18 protein-coding genes are annotated in these 19914 nt (G+C 32.7%); 5 read left to right on the plus strand and 13 right to left on the minus strand.

From position 1 onward, the window contains the following. Positions 1-47 precede the first annotated feature (47 nt). Complete coding sequence (locus HNQ03_RS12070) at positions 48-1259, minus strand: outer membrane beta-barrel protein (protein ID WP_173779943.1); 1212 nt, start codon at positions 1257-1259, stop codon at positions 48-50. Positions 1260-1406: 147 nt separating this feature from the next. Between HNQ03_RS12070 and mnmA the strand changes: the two genes are divergently transcribed. Both mnmA and HNQ03_RS12080 read left to right on the plus strand, forming a co-directional pair. Beyond that, the gene (gene mnmA, locus HNQ03_RS12075) at positions 1407-2594 is read left to right on the plus strand and encodes a tRNA 2-thiouridine(34) synthase MnmA (protein WP_173779944.1); all 1188 of its coding nucleotides are present in this window, start codon (positions 1407-1409) and stop codon (positions 2592-2594) included. Between the two features lie 200 nt (positions 2595-2794). Continuing rightward, positions 2795-3022 carry a helix-turn-helix domain-containing protein gene (locus tag HNQ03_RS12080; protein WP_226927507.1) on the plus strand — a complete coding sequence of 76 codons (228 nt, stop codon included), beginning with the start codon at positions 2795-2797 and terminating at the stop codon, positions 3020-3022. 60 nt (positions 3023-3082) lie between these two features. On the opposite strand, the gene HNQ03_RS12085 is transcribed toward HNQ03_RS12080, so the two are convergent. The 9 genes from HNQ03_RS12085 to hflX all read right to left on the minus strand — a co-directional run bounded on the left by HNQ03_RS12085 (position 3083) and on the right by hflX (position 10762). Then, positions 3083-3820 carry a LytR/AlgR family response regulator transcription factor gene (locus HNQ03_RS12085; protein ID WP_173779967.1) on the minus strand — a complete coding sequence of 246 codons (738 nt, stop codon included), beginning with the start codon at positions 3818-3820 and terminating at the stop codon, positions 3083-3085. Positions 3821-3850: 30 nt separating this feature from the next. Further along, a complete protein-coding gene (locus tag HNQ03_RS12090; protein WP_173779945.1) occupies positions 3851-4162 on the minus strand; it encodes a 2TM domain-containing protein in 312 nt (103 codons plus the stop codon). Further along, positions 4149-4448 (minus strand): 2TM domain-containing protein, encoded by a 300-nt coding sequence (locus tag HNQ03_RS12095; RefSeq protein WP_173779946.1) that lies wholly within the window; start codon positions 4446-4448, stop codon positions 4149-4151. Before HNQ03_RS12095 ends, HNQ03_RS12090 begins: the two co-directional genes overlap by 14 nt. 5 nt (positions 4449-4453) lie before the next feature. Continuing rightward, on the minus strand, positions 4454-5758 hold the full coding sequence (locus HNQ03_RS12100) for a 2TM domain-containing protein (RefSeq protein ID WP_226927508.1): 1305 nt from the start codon (positions 5756-5758) through the stop codon (positions 4454-4456). Between the two features lie 78 nt (positions 5759-5836). Continuing rightward, positions 5837-6625 (minus strand): alpha/beta hydrolase, encoded by a 789-nt coding sequence (locus HNQ03_RS12105; RefSeq protein ID WP_173779948.1) that lies wholly within the window; start codon positions 6623-6625, stop codon positions 5837-5839. A 220-nt stretch (positions 6626-6845) separates the two neighbouring features. Next, positions 6846-7865 carry a glycosyltransferase gene (locus HNQ03_RS12110; protein WP_173779949.1) on the minus strand — a complete coding sequence of 340 codons (1020 nt, stop codon included), beginning with the start codon at positions 7863-7865 and terminating at the stop codon, positions 6846-6848. A gap of 36 nt (positions 7866-7901) precedes the next feature. Beyond that, a complete protein-coding gene (locus HNQ03_RS12115) occupies positions 7902-8822 on the minus strand; it encodes a glutaminase (RefSeq protein WP_173779950.1) in 921 nt (306 codons plus the stop codon). Positions 8823-9082: 260 nt separating this feature from the next. Beyond that, entirely contained in the window at positions 9083-9463 is a 381-nt protein-coding gene (locus HNQ03_RS12120) for a GxxExxY protein (protein WP_173779951.1), read from the minus strand. An 87-nt stretch (positions 9464-9550) separates the two neighbouring features. Next, positions 9551-10762 carry a GTPase HflX gene (gene hflX, locus HNQ03_RS12125; protein ID WP_173779952.1) on the minus strand — a complete coding sequence of 404 codons (1212 nt, stop codon included), beginning with the start codon at positions 10760-10762 and terminating at the stop codon, positions 9551-9553. Between the two features lie 151 nt (positions 10763-10913). On the opposite strand from hflX, the gene HNQ03_RS12130 reads away from it, so the two are divergent. Next, on the plus strand, positions 10914-13121 hold the full coding sequence (locus HNQ03_RS12130; RefSeq protein ID WP_173779953.1) for a S46 family peptidase: 2208 nt from the start codon (positions 10914-10916) through the stop codon (positions 13119-13121). Between the two features lie 244 nt (positions 13122-13365). Here HNQ03_RS12130 and HNQ03_RS12135 read toward each other — a convergent pair whose 3' ends face one another. Further along, positions 13366-14901 (minus strand): YifB family Mg chelatase-like AAA ATPase, encoded by a 1536-nt coding sequence (locus HNQ03_RS12135; RefSeq protein ID WP_173779954.1) that lies wholly within the window; start codon positions 14899-14901, stop codon positions 13366-13368. 145 nt (positions 14902-15046) lie between these two features. Between HNQ03_RS12135 and HNQ03_RS12140 the strand changes: the two genes are divergently transcribed. Beyond that, a complete protein-coding gene (locus HNQ03_RS12140; RefSeq protein WP_173779955.1) occupies positions 15047-15436 on the plus strand; it encodes a DoxX-like family protein in 390 nt (129 codons plus the stop codon). A gap of 275 nt (positions 15437-15711) precedes the next feature. Here HNQ03_RS12140 and menD read toward each other — a convergent pair whose 3' ends face one another. After that, complete coding sequence (menD, locus tag HNQ03_RS12145; RefSeq protein ID WP_173779956.1) at positions 15712-17379, minus strand: 2-succinyl-5-enolpyruvyl-6-hydroxy-3-cyclohexene-1-carboxylic-acid synthase; 1668 nt, start codon at positions 17377-17379, stop codon at positions 15712-15714. A 122-nt stretch (positions 17380-17501) separates the two neighbouring features. Further along, the gene (locus HNQ03_RS12150; protein WP_173779957.1) at positions 17502-17639 is read right to left on the minus strand and encodes a hypothetical protein; all 138 of its coding nucleotides are present in this window, start codon (positions 17637-17639) and stop codon (positions 17502-17504) included. 105 nt (positions 17640-17744) lie between these two features. Here HNQ03_RS12150 and HNQ03_RS12155 point away from each other — a divergent pair, with 105 nt between their 5' ends. Next, entirely contained in the window at positions 17745-19856 is a 2112-nt protein-coding gene (locus tag HNQ03_RS12155) for a prolyl oligopeptidase family serine peptidase (protein WP_173779958.1), read from the plus strand. Positions 19857-19914: the final 58 nt, after the last annotated feature.

Below are 19914 nucleotides of genomic sequence, written 5' to 3' on the forward strand. Positions count from 1 at the left end.
GCCTCTCAATGCATACATGAAAGGCTTTTTTGAATCTAATATATTTTTTAAAAAATATTGTACCCTAAAGCAAATGATAAATTTTGATAACCTGTATCTGCATTATTAGGAATAATAATTCTTTTAGGTGAATTATATCTTATTTCTGCACTTATCTTTTTATTGTAATTGTACCCTACCCCAATTCCTAAAGTTAATTGTGACAACCCTTCCGAATTTTCAATAATTGTACCATCTTCAGTTTTAAGAGTAAAACTTGATTGCTTATTAAAATTGGTTACAAAAAAAGTATTTACAAAAAATTTTGATTTATTATCAATGAAAATATAATACCGAAATCCAAATTCTAAATCTAAAGACTTGTAATCAATATTCGCAATGAGGTTGCCACCATAACTTTTAGGAATTATAAATGTGTTTTCGGCTTTGTAAGTTTGGAAACTTGGCTCAAAAATTAAAGCCAGTTTTTGGTTTGTGAAACCAGGTAAATATTCTAGCTCTAGACCAAATCCAAAAGAAGATTTGCTATCCATTTCAAAAATTTGACCAGGTACATTTGTGTTAAATTGTAAATTATTTAAATTTAATCTTGGACGAATATAAACATTAAATTTCCCGCTAGATTTTTTCACCTCAAGTTTTGTGTAATCAGAATCTACGCAAAGGTTGATGGCGTTAAAATATTTTCGTAAATCCACTTCGTAATAATCCGGTGTTCTTAGTTTGTCTGAAACGTTATCACAAGTGACTTCTTTTTCTATTTCGTCTATATATTGTTTGTTGTACGCAATAGAGCCAGTTTTAATTTCATAAGGTTTATAGATCAAAGGTCTTATTTTGCCGTCTCCTTTTCGATAGTAAAAAGTTGTTTGTTTCCCCACCAAATATTTAAATAAATCGTACTCTCCGTCTACAACAATTCTTAAAAATAAATTTTTAGATTCGAAGTTTGGGTTTTTGTTCGTGTCTAAATTTCTAATATCACTATCATATTTTTCAAAATCTACTTCTGCACCTACATATTTAGCGACATCGTAAATTTCGAAATAGGAGACAGATTTTGGAGATTTTTTAAGTAAAACATCACTGTTTTCAAGTTTATATTCAAACTCTTGCGGAGTTTCACTTCTGTCAAAATTTTTAATTACACAATCAATTCTTGTTCCCTCGTTATCAATAAAGTAGCCTTTATCAAACGTGAATTGTGCATTGAAAAAAAATGGAAGAATCAGCGTAAAAAATAGTAATTGTTTTTTCATAGAATATTTGTTTTGGTTGCTAAGATAATTTAATTTTCTAAATTATATGATAACATTTATTTTCGCTCTGAAAAAAAATCTAGGTCTATTAAAAATCGTACTTTTGCACTTGTAAAACTTTCCCTTAACGAAAGCGTAACTTAAAATATGAAAATAGTAGTAGGACTTTCTGGAGGCGTAGATTCCAGTGTTGCAGCGTATCTGTTGCAACAACAAGGGCATGAAGTGATTGCCCTTTTTATGCGAAATTGGAACGATGCTTCCGTAACTTTGGAAGATGAATGTCCGTGGATAGAAGATAGCAATGATGCGCTTTTGGTGGCGCAAAAATTGGGAATTCCCTTCCAAGTGATAGATATGAGCGAACTCTACAAAGAAAAAATTGTAGATTATATGTTCGAAGAATATCAGAAAGGAAGAACTCCAAACCCGGATGTACTTTGCAACCGAGAAGTGAAGTTTGATGTTTTTATGAAAACAGCCTTATCTCTTGGTGCAGAGAAAGTTGCAACGGGACATTACGCACAAGTGAATTCTACTTTTGATGAAAATGGTAAAGAGATTTTCCATCTTTTGGCAGGTGCAGATTCTAATAAAGATCAATCTTATTTTTTGTGTCAGTTGAGCCAAGATCAACTCTCAAAATCTTTGTTTCCAATTGGTCATTTAGACAAACCACAAGTTCGTGAGATTGCACGAGAAATGAAATTGGCAACAGCAGACAAAAAAGATTCTCAAGGTCTATGTTTCATCGGTAAGGTGAAATTACCCACGTTTTTACAACAACAATTGGAACCGAAAGAAGGCGAAATTGTAGAGATTTTTAAAGATTTTCCAGAATTTCATCAAGAAGTACCTCAATTTTCTTCAAAATTAGAAGAATTGCAATTCTTATCTAAAAAAATAGTTTACAAAAAATCTGACGGAAAAATGATTGGTAAACATCAAGGTGCGCATTATTTCACGATCGGACAAAGCAAAGGTTTGGGAATTGGCGGCCACAAAGAATCTTGTTTCCTCATTTCTCGCGACATGGAAACCAACACCATTTACGTAGGCGAAGGAAAAAATTTCCCTGGACTTTTCCGTTCTGCTTTAAAAATTGAAAACGAAGAAGTTCATTGGGTTCGCGAAGATTTACAACTAAAAAATGGGGAATCTATGCAAGTTCTTGCCAGAATAAGATACCGACAAACTTTAGAAAAGGCTAGCATTTTTCAGTTTGAAGATGGCTTTTATATAGAATTTGAAAATCCACAATCTGCGATTGCAGAAGGACAATTTGCTGCTTGGTATTTGGGTGATGAGTTGATTGGGAGTGGGGTGATTTCGTAGAAACTTTCATAAAAAATGAAAACAATGTATTGTCTACTTGGAATATATATGATTCAGTAGCGATTTACAAAACGAAAATTATTAAACTTAACAAAGACACGCTGATTTCACAGAATTTCTGTGATTCAATAATCTTATATTATTCTAGGAAAGAAAAAGGTTTTTCTAAATAAATTTTGTTTTATAAGTAAGTTTACTTCATGAAAAAGTTCCTGCATTTTCCTATTCCAAAACCAAATCCTATTGAAGCCATCAAATTCCGAATGGAGCAGAGAAATATGTCTGAAAGTAAATTAAGTAAGATTTTGGGAACGCGTTCTCGCAAATCTGAAATCCTATCTGGTAAAAGGAAATTGAGCCTTACAATGATCCGAAATTTGAGAGAAAAACTGAATATCCCTGCAGAAGTTCTTATTCAATTATATTGAAAATTTAAATTTATTATTTTAAATTTTTCTCATTAAAGATATTTGTATAATAAGGATTTCCTACACCAACCAATCCTTAAATTCCTTCACGCGATCTCTGCTTACAGAAATTTCTTCCTCTGGTTGAAATTCTAATTCTACCTTGTAAGTTGGCGATGTGTGGATGTTTTTAATATAATTTAAACAGATAATAAACTGGCGGTTTACACGGAAAAATTGCTTCTCATCCAAAACCTCTTGCAATTCGTCTAAAGTGAAATCCGTCGGATAATTTCTTTCTTTGGTTTGTAGATATACAATCTTATTTTCGCTGTAGAAACAAGAAACTTCTTCGGTTTGGATGATTTTTAAATTATATCCAATCTTTACTAAAATTCTGGAAAGATTTTGCTTTTCCTCTTTAATTAAAGATTTAATTTCCAGGGTTTTATAAGATGAATCTGAAGGCAAGAAACTTTTGTATTTATCAATGGCTTTTTCTAGATCTTCTTCCATTATGGGTTTCAAAAGGTAATCTATAGAATTGAGTTTGAAGGCTTTCAAAGTATATTGATCAAAAGCTGTGGTGTAAATCATAAAACTTTTGGTGGGTACTTTTTCAAAAATATCAAAGGACAAACCATCGCCCAAAACGATGTCGGAAAATATCAAATCTGGATGCGCATTTTCTGCAAACCAATCTACACCTTCTTCCACGGAATGTAGTGTTGCAACCAACTGCAAATCAGGAAATAAACTCAATAGTCTTTCTAGCTTTCTAGCTGCTGGTTTTTCATCCTCAATGATGACGGTTTTTATCTTATTTTCTGTTTGCAATAGATTTAATTTTTACAATTTGTAGTTCCTGTTTTTTTCCATTATTTCTTGTATTTTTCTTTCTTCCCAATTATTTCCTAGAATAAAATTAGGCAGAAAAACACTCAATCCATGAGCTGAAAGTCCGATTCCCCAGAAGAATAAAGTTACAAAATTTTGCCATTGAAAATAGGTTTCTCCAGGTTTTAAGTCTTGAAAATTAAGATAAACAATCAATAAATTTACACAAACATAAATTAAAAAATGAATGTAAAATCCTTTGATGCGTTTAACCCTCTTTTTCGCTTCCAAATACTTGATATTGTCTTCATTAAAATTTTCCATAATTAGTTTGTTTTAGTTCTTTATCCATCATTTTACGTTCCCAATTTCCATTAAAAAAGAATAGTTTTGCACTTTTTATGGCTAAAATGATGCCCCAAATCCAAAATATAACAGAGATGTTTCTCTTATCCATAAATATGATATCGCCAGATAAATAATACCTTCTCATACTATATGCTGCAAATATGATGATGAATATTGCAAGACTGGTATAGAATTTTTTCAATTTTTGAACTCTTTCTTTCGCAAAAGAATAATCGATTTCTTGTTTGGTTAGATTTTCCATATTTGTTATTGTTTTTTATTTAAAATTTTCTGAATTTGCTTCTCTTCCCAATCTTTTCCTACACCAAATGTTTTCAATGCGTGCATTCCGAGACCAATTCCCCAACCAAACATCGGCCACCAAAACCATAGGTAATTAGAAGATGTGAAGAGGTTTATAAAAATTAAAGTCGGTATTACCAGACAATAAGAGGTTAAATTCGAGTAGAAGCCTTTCAATTCTTGTACTCTTTCTGCTGCGTTTTGGTAAGCGATGGCATCGCTGTTTTTTTGTATTTTCATGTTAGAAATTTTATTTGTTAAGATTGGAATTTTTACTCGGAAAAATTCGTTAGATTTTTCTATCGAAACATTTAGTTTAGATAATAAGGAATAGCGTTGCACGATGTTTGAAAGCCCAATTCCAGCGCTTTCTTTCATCTGCTCTCTTTGTTGTAGGTTATTTTCTATCAATAAATATCCGTTTTCTGAATAGATTTTTATGAATAGTGGTTTGCCAGAAGTTGCAAAATTGTGTTTGATGCAATTTTCTAATAAAAGCTGCAAGGAAAGCGGAACTACAAATTTTTTCAGCATATTTTCCTCTACTTGAAATTCAAAATTTACGCTGTCTTCAAATCTTGTTTTTAATAGTTCACAATATGTTTTTGCAAATTCTATTTCTTCTTCTACGGTTATCAATTCTTTGTCTTTTTGTTCCAAAACGTAGCGGTATATTTTGGACATTGATGCGGTAAATCTTTGCGCTTGGCTGGGATTTTCATCTATTAAAGAACTTAAAACATTTAAAGAATTAAATAAAAAATGTGGATCTAATTGATTTTTAAGACTTTCAAATTGTGCATTAGCAGATTTTGCAATAAATTTTTGCTCTACAATTTCTTTTTTTGAGGCTTTTTTCCATTCATCCATGAAACTTTTTGCATGCAGAATGGCAGAAATTAAAAGCGCGATGTTAATGATCAACCAATTTATAGTTCCCATCGAACCGGAAAGAAATTGGGCAGGATTTGCTTTTTGCAACCAAATGAAATTTACGTAGTTGCATCCTAAAACTAAAACGACATTTACTAAAATTGTTGCAATAATTCCCGTGGTAATCCTTGTTTTCGTATCTTCTATCCAAGAATATTTGGTGTTTAGAAAATCATTGAGCAAACCGTTTCCAAAAGTGAAAACTGATGTGTATAAAAATGCTACAAATAAACTTAAAAGCAAATTCTCTATGCTGCGATCACTTGTAAAAAAGGTGAAAAAGAAAGTTCCGGTTGCAAATGAAATCAAAAGCATTGTAGAGATTCTTATTTTCATTTTTGTTGTTTGCATTCTTTTTTATTTTTAATGATTTGAATATTTATCGCAGCAATAGATTGTATGCAGCAATAACTTTTATTTTTTTATCAATTCTGCTATCGCTTTCAGCACTGCGTCTTTATCTTTTGTAAATGCTTCTAGATGATCTCCATCGTATTTCAAAAATGTTTTTGGATTTTGTGCATTGTCAAAAACTACTTTTCCTTGCGATATCGGTATCGTTTTATCTCCATCACTATGGATGAATAGTTTTGGAATCGTCACAGTTTTAATATCTTCTTTTGCAGCATAGGGAAATGCAATCGCGTTGATGTAGCTTTCATACTGCGGAGCAAAAATAATAGCAACATCATTGAAAGACGAGATGCAACCATCTAAAACTAATGCTGTAATTTTCATCGAGTTGTTTTTTGCTAAATGCGTTGCAACTTCGCTTCCCATTGATGCGCCATATAAAATTACTGGCTTATTTTTAACTTCTTCTAGGTTTAGAGAATAATCTAAAAATTTCTGACCATCTTTTGCAATATTTTGATGTGTAGGAATTCCTGTAGATTTTCCATATCCGCGAAAATCAACCATTAATACTTGATATCCTGCTTCAACCAAAGGTTTCGTCATAAACATGTAGCTAGAAACATTTCCGCCAGAACCGTGGAAAAATAGGATTGTCGCTTTTGCTGTAGTTTTTGGTTTGATGAAAATTCCCGTGATGGTTTCTGTATCTACAGGAATTTTGAAATCTGTATAATTCAAGCCTTCAATGATTTTCAATTCTGTGCTTGGTTGATAAAATTTATCGTCCATTTGTGCAAAACAAATTTGAGATAAAAAAAGTAGGATAATTGCGATAGTAGTTTTCATGATATTTAATTTTTGGTTTTTATTATGCTGTAAAGATATATGCACCAATCATCAATTAAAAATTTATCAAACTGAACGGTCAATTTTCAATACTGAATCGTCAAAAAATGTAAAATCAAAAAATTATACGTTTTAAAACTATAAAATTACACGGAAAATAATGAAAACTAATTTACTGCATTACAAAATAAGCATGTGCAATATCAAATATTCCAGCTAGTTAAAACTTATGAAAATGCCCTGGAAATGCATCTTCAGGTTTTTTTCTCAATACATTCAGCACGAACCAAGATTTTAGAAATCCATATCCATAGGCAAATAATTGAATGAAAGAAGCGATGATTGCCATAGAAGCAATACTCAGATTTTTTGTTTTAAATAATGCGTGGAAAAAAATTAAGAATGTGTATAAGCCATACATTATCAACAACATACTTTGTTTGAACCAAAAATATTCTACAATTCCCATGATGTATCCTAGAAGGAATATAGAAGGAAATGCGAAAGAAATTTTCACGTAATTGGGATGTCTTTGGTTCAGAATTGGTCTTGCAACTCCAAATTCGTAAACTTGTTTGGAAAATTTACCAAAATCTGTTCTTCGTTTGTGATAGACACCAATATCATCAAAAAATGCGGTAGAAAATCCGGCTTCCCAAAGCGACATAGAGAGATCTGGATCTTCGCCAATGCGCATTTCTGAAAAACCACCTACTTGATCAAAGGCAGACTTTTTCACTCCCATATTGAAACTTCTTGGCTGAAATTTGGACATAGATTTTTTGTTTCCACGAATTCCACCCGTCGTTAAAAGGGACGTCATTGCATAAGAAATTGCTTTTTGCATGAGATTGAAACCTTTGCTGGCTTTATCTGCGCCACCAAAAGCATCGCAATTATTTTTGTTTAAATTATTTTTGATGCTGGAGATATAATCTTTCTCCACAATCACGTCTGAATCTACAAAAACGAGCCAGTTTTCTTTATCGGTATTTGTTGAAACTTTGCCCGCTCCAAAATTTCTAGAAAGTCCAGGACCAGAATTTGTTTTGCGAAAGAATTTTATATTGAGTTGATCTTCAAAAAGTTCAATCGTTGGAAGCAGAGCGATTTTCGATCCGTCGTCTACAACGATAACTTCAAAATCTTTATCCGTTTGAAAAGCTAGTGAACTCAACAACTCAAAAAGTTCGTCTTTTCGGTTGTATATGGCGATTATTATTGAGATTTGGTTTTTCAATTCTGAAAATTTTAATAAATTATTTTGGAAGAGATTTTAAAAAATAGATTCGCCTGTTTGTGTGGTAAATTCTTCTAAAAACTTCATCCCTCGAAAAGAATTTCCTTTTAGATTTAATTTTGGACTCCAAACAGTGATGCAGTAATGATAAGGAAATAAGGCAACAATTCCACCACCGACACCACTTTTTCCTGGTAGGCCAACACGAAAAGAGAACTCACCAGATTCATCATAAAAGCCACAGGTGAGCATGATGGCATTAATTCTTTTTGTTTTGCTAGAAGATAGAATCGTTTCGTTATTTTTCGGGTTTTTTCCACCATTCGCAAGGAATAGACAAGATTTAGACAAATTTTCGCAAGTCATTTCTATAGAACAAATATGGTAGTATAAGTCCAAAACATCTTCGGGTTTATTTTTAATATTACCAAAAGATTTCATGTAATTACACATTGCAGCGTTTCGAAATCCGTTTTTTTCCTCGCTACTAGCAACTTTTGTATTAAAATTGATGTTTTCGTGTTGCGAAATTTCTCTAATAAAATTCAGCATTTCATTTTTCGGATTCTCAAAAATTTCTAGCATAATGTCACATATTACTAGCGCTCCAGCATTGATAAAGGGATTTCTTGGAATTCCATTATCTGCCTCTAGTTGTACCAAAGAATTAAATGCATTTCCAGAAGGTTCTACATCAACTCTCTTCCACAATTTCTCGCCAAGATTTTTGTACACCAATATTAAAGAAAAAACTTTTGAAATACTTTGGATAGAAAATTTCTCTTGAAAATCACCTTTGCCAAAACTATTGTTATTTAAATCCAAAAAAGCTACGCCAAATTTATGATCAGAAATATTTGCTAATTCAGAAATATAATTGGGGATTTCGCCAAGATTTTCACCACTTACAATTTCGCTGTATATACTTGATATGATTTGCTGATAGTTGTTTTTCATAAAAAATTTACCCAATAATTAATTCAAAATATTTGTCGATTTATAGTGTAAGCCCACTCAGCAAATCAAATAGTTCGTCTTTTCGGTTGGAGATGGCTAAGATTATGGAGATGGAATTTTGCAAGGATAATTTTATTTTAAATATTAAATCAATGTAAAAAATTATTGGTGAAATTTAACACAAGGATACAAAGATTTCACAAAGGTTTGTATTTAAATACTTTTTATGACACAATGCTTAAAAGTAAATAACCTATTCATTATAACTTTCCATTAATTACTCTTTTCACGCCGTCCTTAAATAAAAATGTATTGAAGTTAATGAGCAAACCTAATTTACAATTGCTTAATTTTAAATAGGTTAGCAATTGTGCAAGATGTATATTTTCTAAAGATACTATAGATTTTACTTCAATTATAAATTTGTTTTCAATCATTAAATCTACTCTGTAACCTGCGTCCAATTTTATGCCTTCGTAAACAACGGGCAAAATTTTTTGTTTTTCAACGAGTAAATTTGTTTTTGAAAGCTCATGAAATAAACATTGTTCGTAAGCACTTTCTAGCAAGCCTGGACCTAAAGTTTTATGAACTTTTAAACCAAGTTCAAAAACAATTTTGGAAATTTCATTTTCTGTCATAAGAATCAGTTTTGCTAGTCAATTCTCTTTGTGCCATATAACCCAATAAAATTTTTGTGAAATGCTTTGAGTCTTCGTGTTTAAAACCTAAATCTCTTCATCTTCAAAATACTGAAACAGAAAATCATTATATGGAAATCTAGAAATGTGTATCCTTTGTATTTCGTCGTACATCATTTTTTTCATCTCGGGGAAATTTTCTTTTGTGAGTGCAGAAATGAAAACCGTTGGATGTTTAGAGTTTGCCATCCAAGTTTTTTTCCAGTCTTCTAAAGAAATATTTTTTCTAGTTTCTGGGGATAGATCGTCTTCATCTTTTTTCTCGTAAGAAAAATCATCAATTTTGTTGAAAATCATGATCATCGGTTTTTGGCTTGCATCAATTTCTTCCAAGGTTTGATTCACAGAATTCAATTGATCTTCAAAACCTTCATGAGAAATATCAATCACGTGTATCAATAAATCTGCTTCCCGAACTTCATCCAAAGTAGATTTAAAACTTTCTACCAATTGTGTTGGCAATTTTCGGATAAAACCAACGGTATCCGTTAATAGAAATGGCAAATTCCCGATGACAACTTTCCGAACGGTGGTGTCTAATGTTGCAAATAATTTGTTTTCAGCAAATACATCAGATTTGGAAATAGCATTCATCAAAGTAGATTTTCCTACGTTGGTGTATCCAACCAAAGCAACGCGCACCATTTTTCCACGGTTGTTGCGTTGTGTAGCCATTTGCCTATCAATAACTTTCAATTTATCTTTTAGTAAAGTAATCCTATCTCGGATAATTCTTCTATCCGTTTCTATTTCCGTTTCACCTGGTCCACGCATTCCAATTCCACCTTTTTGCTTATCGAGGTGAGACCACATTTTGGAAAGTCTTGGCAAAAGATATTGATATTGAGCCAATTCCACTTGCGTTCTAGCATAAGAAGTTTGCGCTCTTTGTGCAAAAATGTCTAGGATAAGATTTGTTCTGTCTAGAATTTTTACTTCAATTTCTTTTTCTAAATTTTTCAACTGAGACGGCGAAAGTTCATCATCAAAAATAATGGTATTGATGCCATTATCCTGCACATATTGTTTTATTTCTTGTGCCTTTCCACTTCCTACAAAAGTTTTTGGATCTGGAGTTGTCAGTTTTTGTACAAATCTATTTTCCACAGTTGCACCTGCTGTATAAGCTAGAAATTCTAGCTCATCCATATATTCTATTAGTTTTTCTTCATCTTGCTTTTGTGTAACCAAGCCTACAAGTACAGCTTTTTCATATTGATGATCAGATTTTTCTATCATATTTTCTATTCTTCTAGCCTATTTAATTATAAACTAAGCCTCTTTACACAAATATAGGGTTTTTGTGAATTAAATATTGCTTTAAGTGATAATTTTAAGGCCGTTTTACAAATTTATTTTAGTAAATTAGCCTCATTAAACAATATTTAAAATGAAAAAGATATTACTATTATGTACGTTTCTATTGAGTTTCGTGCCAATGAAAGCAGATGAAGGGATGTGGTTGCTCATGTTCATCAAAAGATTGAATGGGGTAGACATGCAAAAAGAAGGGCTTCATCTTTCGCCAGAAGAAATTTATTCCGTAAACAATGCCGCTTTAAAAGATGCAATCGTGAGTTTTGGTGGATTTTGTACAGGTGAAATCGTATCTGATCAAGGTTTAGTTTTCACAAATCATCACTGTGGTTATGATGCTATTGCATCTGCTTCTACGCCAGAAAAAAATTATTTAAAGGATGGTTTTTGGGCGATGAAACAATCTCAAGAATTTAATGCTGAAGGTCTTTACGTAAGATTTTTGGTAAGAATGGATGATGCTTCACAGCGCATCAATTCTAAATTGAACAATAAAATGTCTGCCGAAGAAAGAGCAAAAGTAATTGCTGCTGAAACAAAAGCAATACAAGCAGAAAATTCCGAAAATGGAAAATATACAGTTGTTGTAAGAGATTTCTTCAATGGAAACGAATTTTATTTCTTTGTTTATCAAGACTATAAAGATATTCGTTTGGTTGGTGCACCACCATCTTCTTTAGGTAAATATGGTGGAGATACAGACAACTGGGAATGGCCAAGACATACAGCAGATTTCTCTATCTTTCGTGTGTATGCAGATGAAAACGGAAATCCTGCAGAGTTTTCTCCAAAAAATATCCCATTAAAACCTAAACATTTTTTACCAGTTTCTCTAAAAGGATATAAGCCAGGAGATTTTGCAATGATATTAGGTTATCCAGGTAGAACAAATAGATACCTAACATCTTTTGGTATTAATCAAATGGTGAATAAAGATTATCCAGCTTGGGTAAAAGCATCCAAACTTTCTATGGATGTGATGAAAAAATATATGGACAGAGGAGAAGCTACAAGATTAAATTATGCTTCTCAATATGCAAATGTTGCCAATTACTGGAAAAATAGACAAGGAACTATTGATGCCGTAATACAAAACGGAACTATTGCAAATAAACAAAATCAAGAGTTTGAATACAAAAAATGGGCGTTGCAATCTGGAAACGAAGAGTATGCTTATATTTTAGATGATATAGATGCTTATTACAAGCAAACCTCTGATAGAAATGTGGAAAGAATGTATTCTTCCAACGTGCAGAGAAATGCAAAATATATCATGACTGCATATCAATTGGGATCATTATTAAAAACTTATGCTGCACAAGACATGCAAGCAAGATTGGCGATGAAACCTAGAGTAGAAGAAGCATTGAAAGGTGTTTATGAAAATTTTGACTCAGAATTAGAGGGCGAAATGTTAAATTCTCTAGTTAATTTATACCAAAAAAATGTAACAAAAGATGTTGGTTCTCCAACTTTGATGAATGTGAATGCTGGTAGTTTATCTATCCTTGCGCAGTCTTCTATTTTTGCTAATAAAGCTTCTGTTACTAATTTTATCTTAAATCCAGATCGTTTGAAGTTGGATGCAGATCCACTATACAAAATGGCCAATTCATACGTAGAAGATGCAAGACTTTCGGGCGAAAGATTCGCTATAATTGATGCAAATTTTGCCAAAAACAATAGAATATTTTTAGCAGGTTTGATGAAATCTCAACCAGATAAAAAATTCTATCCAGATGCTAATTCTACAATGAGATTAACGTATGGAACAGTAGATACTTTGCCAAAAAGAGATGATAGAAATTATGATGGAATTTCTGAAAACTACTATACTACAATGGATGGTATGGTTGCTAAATATAAAAAAGGAGACGAAGAATTTGATCTTCCTACCAAAGTAATAGACCTTAATTCTGCAAAAGATTACGGAATGTATGGAGATGCTGCGGGATATATGCCAGTAAATTTTCTTACCAACAACGATATTACCGGAGGAAATTCTGGATCTCCTGTAATAGATGGAGATGGAAACCTGATCGGGATTGCATTTGATGGTAATAGCGAAGCTTTAAGTGGTGATATTGTATTTGAAGAAGCAGTACAAAAAACCATCAATGTAGATGTGAGATATGTACTTTGGGTAATAGATAAATACGCTGGAAATAAGAGATTGATAAAAGAATTAAAATTGATTACCGACGAAAATACACCGAAAGAACCAAAGAAGAAAAGAGTAAATACTACCGACGAAAAAAAGTCGAAAAGAAATAGAAAGTAAATTTTAATATTTCTACATAATAAAAATCCGAAAGATGAATTTCTTTCGGATTTTTTTGTGACGTTGAAGGGAAGTTAAGTTTTGAAAATCTGATTCTAGATCCTAAAATACCTAATAATGACCCGCTAATATGGATGTATAGAAAATTTATTCATTTAGAGATTTCTCGTAAAAAAGATTTTGCTTGAGAAGATAATTACAGCTGATCAAAACTGTCAAATGAAGATTTTTGTTCCATGAATTATTAGTTTTTCCAGCTATCTCTATCCAAACTTCTATATTGTATCGCTTCAGAAATATGGTCGTTTTCTATCGTTTCGCTCAACTCTAAATCTGCTATTGTTCTGGCAACTTTCAATATTCTATCATACGCTCTTGCAGAAAGCCCGAGTTTTTCCATCGCTACTTTTATTAATGTTTGAGAAACGTCCGTCAATCCGCAATATTTTTCAATTTGTTTCGGTCCCATTTGAGCGTTGTAGTTGATTTCCAAATCTTTGTAACGTTCACTTTGCATGTCGCGCGCCTTCATCACACGATCTCTGATGCTTACACTCGTTTCGCCTTTTCGTTTGTCTGTCAGTTGATCAAATTCTACTTTTTGCACTTCAATATGAATATCGATCCTGTCTAGAAGTGGACCAGAAAGTTTGTTCATGTAGCGTTGCATTTCAAAAATAGACGAAGTATTATTAGGATCATCTGGGAAAAATCCACTGGGACTTGGGTTCATGCTTGCAACCAACATAAAACTTGCAGGATAATCTACAGTAAATTTTGCCCGCGAAATTGTTACAATTCTATCTTCCAAAGGTTGGCGCATTACTTCTAATACGGTCCTTTTAAATTCTGGCAATTCATCTAAAAACAAAACGCCATTTTGCGCCAAAGAAATTTCTCCAGGTTGCGGATAACTTCCTCCTCCCACCAAAGCAACATCCGAAATCGTGTGATGAGGCGAGCGAAATGGGCGAACCGTCATCAAAGAAGTATCTGTTCCCATTTTTCCGGCAACAGAATGTATTTTTGTGGTTTCCAAGGCTTCTTTTAAAGATAATGGGGGCAAAATACTGGGAACTCTTTTCGCCAACATTGTTTTTCCACTTCCTGGTGGACCAATGAGAATAATGTTGTGACCGCCAGCTGCAGCAACTTCCATAGCACGTTTTGCAGTTTCTTGCCCTTTCACTTCCGAGAAATCAAATGGAAAATCGTTTACTTTTTCTTGAAATTCTTTTCTGGTATCAATCGTCGTTCTTTCAAGAGGTTTTCCTTCATTAAAAAAATCGATCACTTCTTTGATGTTTTCTACTCCATATACTTCTAAATCGCTAACTATTGCGGCTTCTCTGGTATTTTGTTTGGGTAGAATAAAACCTTTAAAGCCTTCTTCTCTGGCTTTTATGGCAATTGGAAGTACTCCTTTTATCGGTTGCAAATTTCCATCTAAAGATAATTCTCCCATGATGATGTAATCTCCCACATTGTCTGCAACTATTTGATCAGACGCTGCCAAAATTCCAATTGCAATACTCATGTCATAAGAAGATCCTTCTTTTCGCAAATCGGCGGGAGCCATATTGATGGTGATTTTCTTACCTGGAATTTTAAAACCACAATTTTTTAGCGCCGCAGAAATTCTATAGCTGCTTTCTTTTATAGCATTGTCTGGCAAACCAACGAGGTGATAGCCAACTCCACCTGTATCTACATTTACTTCTATCGTTATAGTTTGTGCAGAAACGCCGAAAAGTGCGCTTCCAAAAATTTTTACCAGCATTGTTTTTTATTTCTAAATAAATATAGGAAGATTTTCAACGATTCTGTAGCAATAATTAAATAAATTTCTACATTTAATCAAAATAATTGAATATAGCCAAATTCTCATTTAGCTTTAATTATCTTTATAGATTAAAATATCTATCTTGAATTTAAAATCTCTTAGCAATATTCTGCAATACGTCATCGCTGCAGTTTGGCTAGCAAATGGCCTTTTCTGTAAAGTGTTGAATCTCATTCCACGGCATCAAGAAATTGTAGCCAGAATTTTGGGAGAAGAATATGCTTCAATTTTTACTATATTAATTGGATTTTCAGAAATTGCGATGGCAATTTGGATTCTATCAAAGTATTTCTGGAAGTTAAACGCCATTTTGCAAATAGGAATTATTATTTTGATGAATATTTTAGAATTTATTTTAGCACCAGATTTATTGCTTTGGGGAAGATTTAATATATTATTTGCGCTACTTTTCGCATTGCTTATTTATTATCAAAATTTTGTTTTAAAACCGAAAATTTCATTTTTAAAATGATTTTTGAAATGAATTTTTGCAATGCGAATCGACTTTGCAGTAGTTCAAACGCATTAAAAAAGTAGCATATAGATTTTCTGCAAATTCTGTATGTTTTTCTGGCTGAAATTCTGTTTTTAGTTGATTATCAGAACTGTTGAAGTGCAAAAAGTACATTTATCAGTAGTAATCTGTGGCTAAATAGCCTTTAATAATTTTACTGCTTTTGCCCTGGTTTTGCAGAATTAAAAAGATTTATATTAAAAAAATATTCCTGAACTCCGCAATCAAAAAATTTATTTCAAAAATTCAAAATAATCTACAAGAACTTTCGCATTTTCAATTCCTTGTGTATTTACCTCTAAAATTTGAGGTTTAGGACTTGGCTTGAAAAAATTTTCTAAAACCCTGCCCATCGTCAAATCGTCTTCCACTTTTGTATAGATAAACCCGAAATGTTTTGCCAATAGTTCTGCGTTTTTGGAATGCGTAGTTGCGATAAATTCATCCAACGCATTTTGAGCTTTTGCTGGTCCAGGTATTATTTTAAAAATATCTCCACCACCATTATTAACGATTATTATTCTAGTATATGGTGGGATATAAGGATTCCAAAGACCGTTAATATCATAGAAAAAACTTAAATCTCCCGAAACAAAAAGTGTTGGATTTTTGTCTGCCATGGCAAATCCCATTGCTGTAGATGTGCAGCCATCAATTCCGCTCGTTCCTCGGTTGCAGTAGACTTTGTTTTTATTAAAATGAAAAAGTTGCGCATATCTAATTGGTGAACTATTCGCAAAATGCAGATTGTAATTTTCTGGTAAAATATCAGACAGCATTCTATATAATTGGAAATCGCAAAAATTTACAGATTGTAGAAACCGCTTGTGTTTCGCATCTTTTTTATCTCGCAAACTGTCCCAAAGGTTGTAGAAGGCTTTCGGTTCTAGCTGAATTCCTTTCAGCAGCTTTGTAAAGAAAACTTCTGGTTTGGTTTCAAATTTATTTGTTAAAGAAAAATAAGTGTCTGGTTGCCAATTAGCATCTAAATGCCAATGATTTTTTGGCTTGGCTTTTCTTAAAAATTGTTTTACTTTTTTGGAAACTACATTTTGCCCAACGGTTATCAATAAATCTGGTGCAAAGAGGTGCATTTCTTCTTCCGTGAAATTAAAAACGTAACGATCTATATGCTCAAAAAATTTATCATTATTAAGATTAGAGGTTACTTCGGTGAGTATTACCGCAGAGTGATTTTTTGCTAATTGAGAAAGCTGCATTTGCAACTCTTCAGAGTAATTTTGTGTACCTACTAAAATTAATATTCTTTTTGAAAGGTTCCATTCTGCTATGAATGTAGAATCTAAGGTAAAATTCTTTTTAGCAATTGTATTTTCAAATTTTGGCAAAGTAGGAAGTTCGGAAACTAAATTGTACAAAGGTTCTTTCAGAGGAATATTGATGTGTACAGGTCCGTTTTTTTCTATGCAAATTTGCATTGCTTTTTTAGAAATTTCTAAATTTTGAAATTCAGAATCTTCTTCATCATCTTCCAGTAATTGAAAATCTCCGTAAGAATGTTGCTGAAAAAGCTGATTTTGACGGATAGTTTGTCCATCAAAAAGATCTACAAAATCTACAGGTCTATCTGCGGAAAGTATCAACAGAGGAACATTTTGATAAAATGCTTCTGTGACTGCCGGATAATAATTTGCAGCTGCAGAACCACTGGTACAAATGACTGCTACTGGTTTTTGCAAACTTTTCGCCATTCCCATCGCTACGAAAGCAGCACTTCTTTCGTCTACGATGCTGTAACAATTGAATTCATCTGTTTCTGAAAAATGAATCGCCAAAGGCGCGTTTCTAGAACCAGGGGAAATTACAAAATGAAAAACACCCATTTCTTTGCAAACGTGCGCCAAGACTTGTACAGAACGAATAGAGGAAAATTGCTTCATAAAATATTGATGGAATGCAAATTTACAGTAATAATATGAGTTGAATTAATTTCTGTTCGCAATTACAGTCCATTTTTTACAAATTTTCTCTACCTGCAGATATTTCTCTTTAAGTTTATTTTCTACCCAAAATTGCGATGAAAATCTCCATATTCTTTCTCATAATCTTTATCTCGGAAATAATTTCTTACTGCCATTAATCCTAAAACAACCGCCAATCCAAATGAACTGGCAAATATAACTTGTGTATTCTTATTCATTTTTTAAATTTTTAACAGTACCAAATTACAAAATAATTCAGTTTTAAAATGTTAACGAATTGATAATTAACAAATTTTTGGCTAATTTTATAAAAATTTAAAATTATGTCTTTAAAAATATGCTGTCTTGCAGCACTTGCTTTATTTTCTACAAAAATTATGGCTCAAAAATCTAACCTAAACTACCCAAAAACTGAAAAAGGAAATCATATAGATAAATATTTTGGAGCAGATGTTGCCGATCCTTATCGTTGGTTAGAAGATGATAGAGCCGAAAATACCAAAGCTTGGGTGAAAACACAGGTTGCCTTCACTCAAAATTATTTAGATAAAATTCCTTACAGAAATGATATTGGTAAGCAACTAAAAGAAATTTGGAATTACGAAAAAATAAGCGCACCTTTTGAAGAAGGAAACTACACTTATTTCTACAAAAACGATGGTTTGCAAGCGCAATCTGTTTTATACAGAACCAATACATCTGGAAAAACAGAAGTCTTTCTAGATCCAAATAAGTTTTCTGATAAAGGAACAACTTCACTTTCTGGCGTTTCATTTAATAAGAAAGGAAATTTGGTGGCTTATTCTATTTCCGAAGGTGGAAGCGATTGGAATAAAATCATCATCATGGATGTAGAAACAAAAAAAATTCTAGACGAACCCGTAACTGCAAAATTCAGCGGTGCATCTTGGTATAAAGATGAAGGGTTTTATTATTCTAAATATGATCAGCCAAAAGAAGGCAGTCAACTCTCTGGAATGACGGATATGCACAAAGTGTATTTTCACAAACTAGGAACTTCTGTTTCCGATGATACATTGATAAAAGGTGGCGCAGATTTTAAACGAAGATACATGAGTATTGGCGTTTCTGATGACGAAAGGTATTTAATTCTTTCTGCCTCCGATGCAACCAATGGAAATGAACTTTACATAAAAGATTTAGAGAAAAAAAATAGTGAATTTGTAGCTATTCAAACAGGCTATGATTTCAATACAGATATCGTAGAAACCGTGGGAAATACTATTTATGTTTCCACCGATAAAAATGCACCAAACAAAAAATTGCAAAAATTTGATATTAATAATCCGAAAGTTTGGACCGATGTAATCCCAGAAACTGAAAACGTTCTAAGCATTTCTACAGGTGGAGGTTTTCTTTTTGCAACATACATGAAAGATGCAGTTTCAATAGTAAAGCAATACGATTTTAACGGGAAGTTGATGAGAGAAATTGCACTTCCAGGAAAAGGAACTGCAGGTGGTTTTGGCGGGAAAAAATCTCAGAAGAATTTGTACTATTCTTTTTCAAATTTTATTACACCAAGCACAACTTTTAAAATAAATGCAGCTACTGGAGTTTCTGAGGTTTACCAAAAACCAAACGTAAAATTTAGTCCAGAAAATTATATTTCTGAGCAAGTTTTTTACACCTCCAAAGACGGAACCAAAATCCCAATGATGATTTCCTACAAAAAAGGATTGAAAATGGATGGCAAAAATCCTACAATTCTCTATGGTTATGGTGGTTTCAACATCAGCATCACGCCTTCTTTTTCTGTGGTGAATGCTATTTGGATGGAAAACGGTGGAATCTATGCCGTTGCAAACATTCGTGGTGGTGGAGAATATGGGAAGAAATGGCATGACGCGGGTACAAAAATGCAAAAGAAAAATGTGTTTGAAGATTTTATAGCTGCAGGAGAATATTTACAAAAGAATAAATATACTTCACCCAATTTCATGGCGCTTTCTGGCAGATCTAATGGTGGGCTTTTGGTTGGCGCAACCATGACGATGCGACCAGACCTTGCGAAAGTTGCCTTTCCTGGTGTTGGTGTTTTAGATATGTTGAGATACAATAAATTTACAGCCGGAGCAGGTTGGAGCTATGATTATGGAACTGCAGAAGATAGCAAAGAAATGTTTGAATATTTGAAATCTTATTCTCCAGTTCATAATGTGAAATCTGGCAAATGCTATCCATCCACAATGGTGATTACGGGAGATCATGATGATCGTGTAGTTCCAGCACATTCCTTCAAATTTGGAGCGGAACTTCAAGCAAAACAAGATTGCAAAAATCCTGTTTTAATTAGAATAGAAACCGATGCAGGACATGGAGCAGGAAGATCTACAGACCAAGTGATTGCAGAAAATGCAGATATCATCAGTTTTGCTTTGTTTGAAATGGGTATCGAAAAATTAAATAAATAATAGAAATTTTATAATTTTAACTATTCTGAAAATAGTAAATTTAAAAAAATTAAAAAAT

This window comes from Frigoriflavimonas asaccharolytica (assembly GCF_013294015.1).
Lineage (GTDB): Bacteria > Bacteroidota > Bacteroidia > Flavobacteriales > Weeksellaceae > Frigoriflavimonas > Frigoriflavimonas asaccharolytica.

Bases quoted from the DNA above. Each gene is read 5' to 3' on its own strand.
- menD (WP_173779956.1), bottom strand. From the start codon at position 17,379: ATGAAGCAATTTTCCTCTATTCGTTCTGTACAAGTCTTGGCGCACGTT.
- HNQ03_RS12135 (WP_173779954.1), bottom strand. From the start codon at position 14,901: ATGCTGGTAAAAATTTTTGGAAGCGCACTTTTCGGCGTTTCTGCACAA.
- HNQ03_RS12080 (WP_226927507.1), top strand. From the start codon at position 2,795: ATGAAAAAGTTCCTGCATTTTCCTATTCCAAAACCAAATCCTATTGAA.
- HNQ03_RS12095 (WP_173779946.1), bottom strand. From the start codon at position 4,448: ATGGAAAATCTAACCAAACAAGAAATCGATTATTCTTTTGCGAAAGAA.
- HNQ03_RS12100 (WP_226927508.1), bottom strand. From the start codon at position 5,758: ATGAAAATAAGAATCTCTACAATGCTTTTGATTTCATTTGCAACCGGA.
- HNQ03_RS12105 (WP_173779948.1), bottom strand. From the start codon at position 6,625: ATGAAAACTACTATCGCAATTATCCTACTTTTTTTATCTCAAATTTGT.
- HNQ03_RS12070 (WP_173779943.1), bottom strand. From the start codon at position 1,259: ATGAAAAAACAATTACTATTTTTTACGCTGATTCTTCCATTTTTTTTC.
- HNQ03_RS12155 (WP_173779958.1), top strand. From the start codon at position 17,745: ATGTCTTTAAAAATATGCTGTCTTGCAGCACTTGCTTTATTTTCTACA.
- mnmA (WP_173779944.1), top strand. From the start codon at position 1,407: ATGAAAATAGTAGTAGGACTTTCTGGAGGCGTAGATTCCAGTGTTGCA.
- HNQ03_RS12120 (WP_173779951.1), bottom strand. From the start codon at position 9,463: ATGACAGAAAATGAAATTTCCAAAATTGTTTTTGAACTTGGTTTAAAA.
- HNQ03_RS12130 (WP_173779953.1), top strand. From the start codon at position 10,914: ATGAAAAAGATATTACTATTATGTACGTTTCTATTGAGTTTCGTGCCA.
- HNQ03_RS12115 (WP_173779950.1), bottom strand. From the start codon at position 8,822: ATGAAAAACAACTATCAGCAAATCATATCAAGTATATACAGCGAAATT.
- HNQ03_RS12090 (WP_173779945.1), bottom strand. From the start codon at position 4,162: ATGGAAAATTTTAATGAAGACAATATCAAGTATTTGGAAGCGAAAAAG.
- HNQ03_RS12150 (WP_173779957.1), bottom strand. From the start codon at position 17,639: ATGAATAAGAATACACAAGTTATATTTGCCAGTTCATTTGGATTGGCG.
- hflX (WP_173779952.1), bottom strand. From the start codon at position 10,762: ATGATAGAAAAATCTGATCATCAATATGAAAAAGCTGTACTTGTAGGC.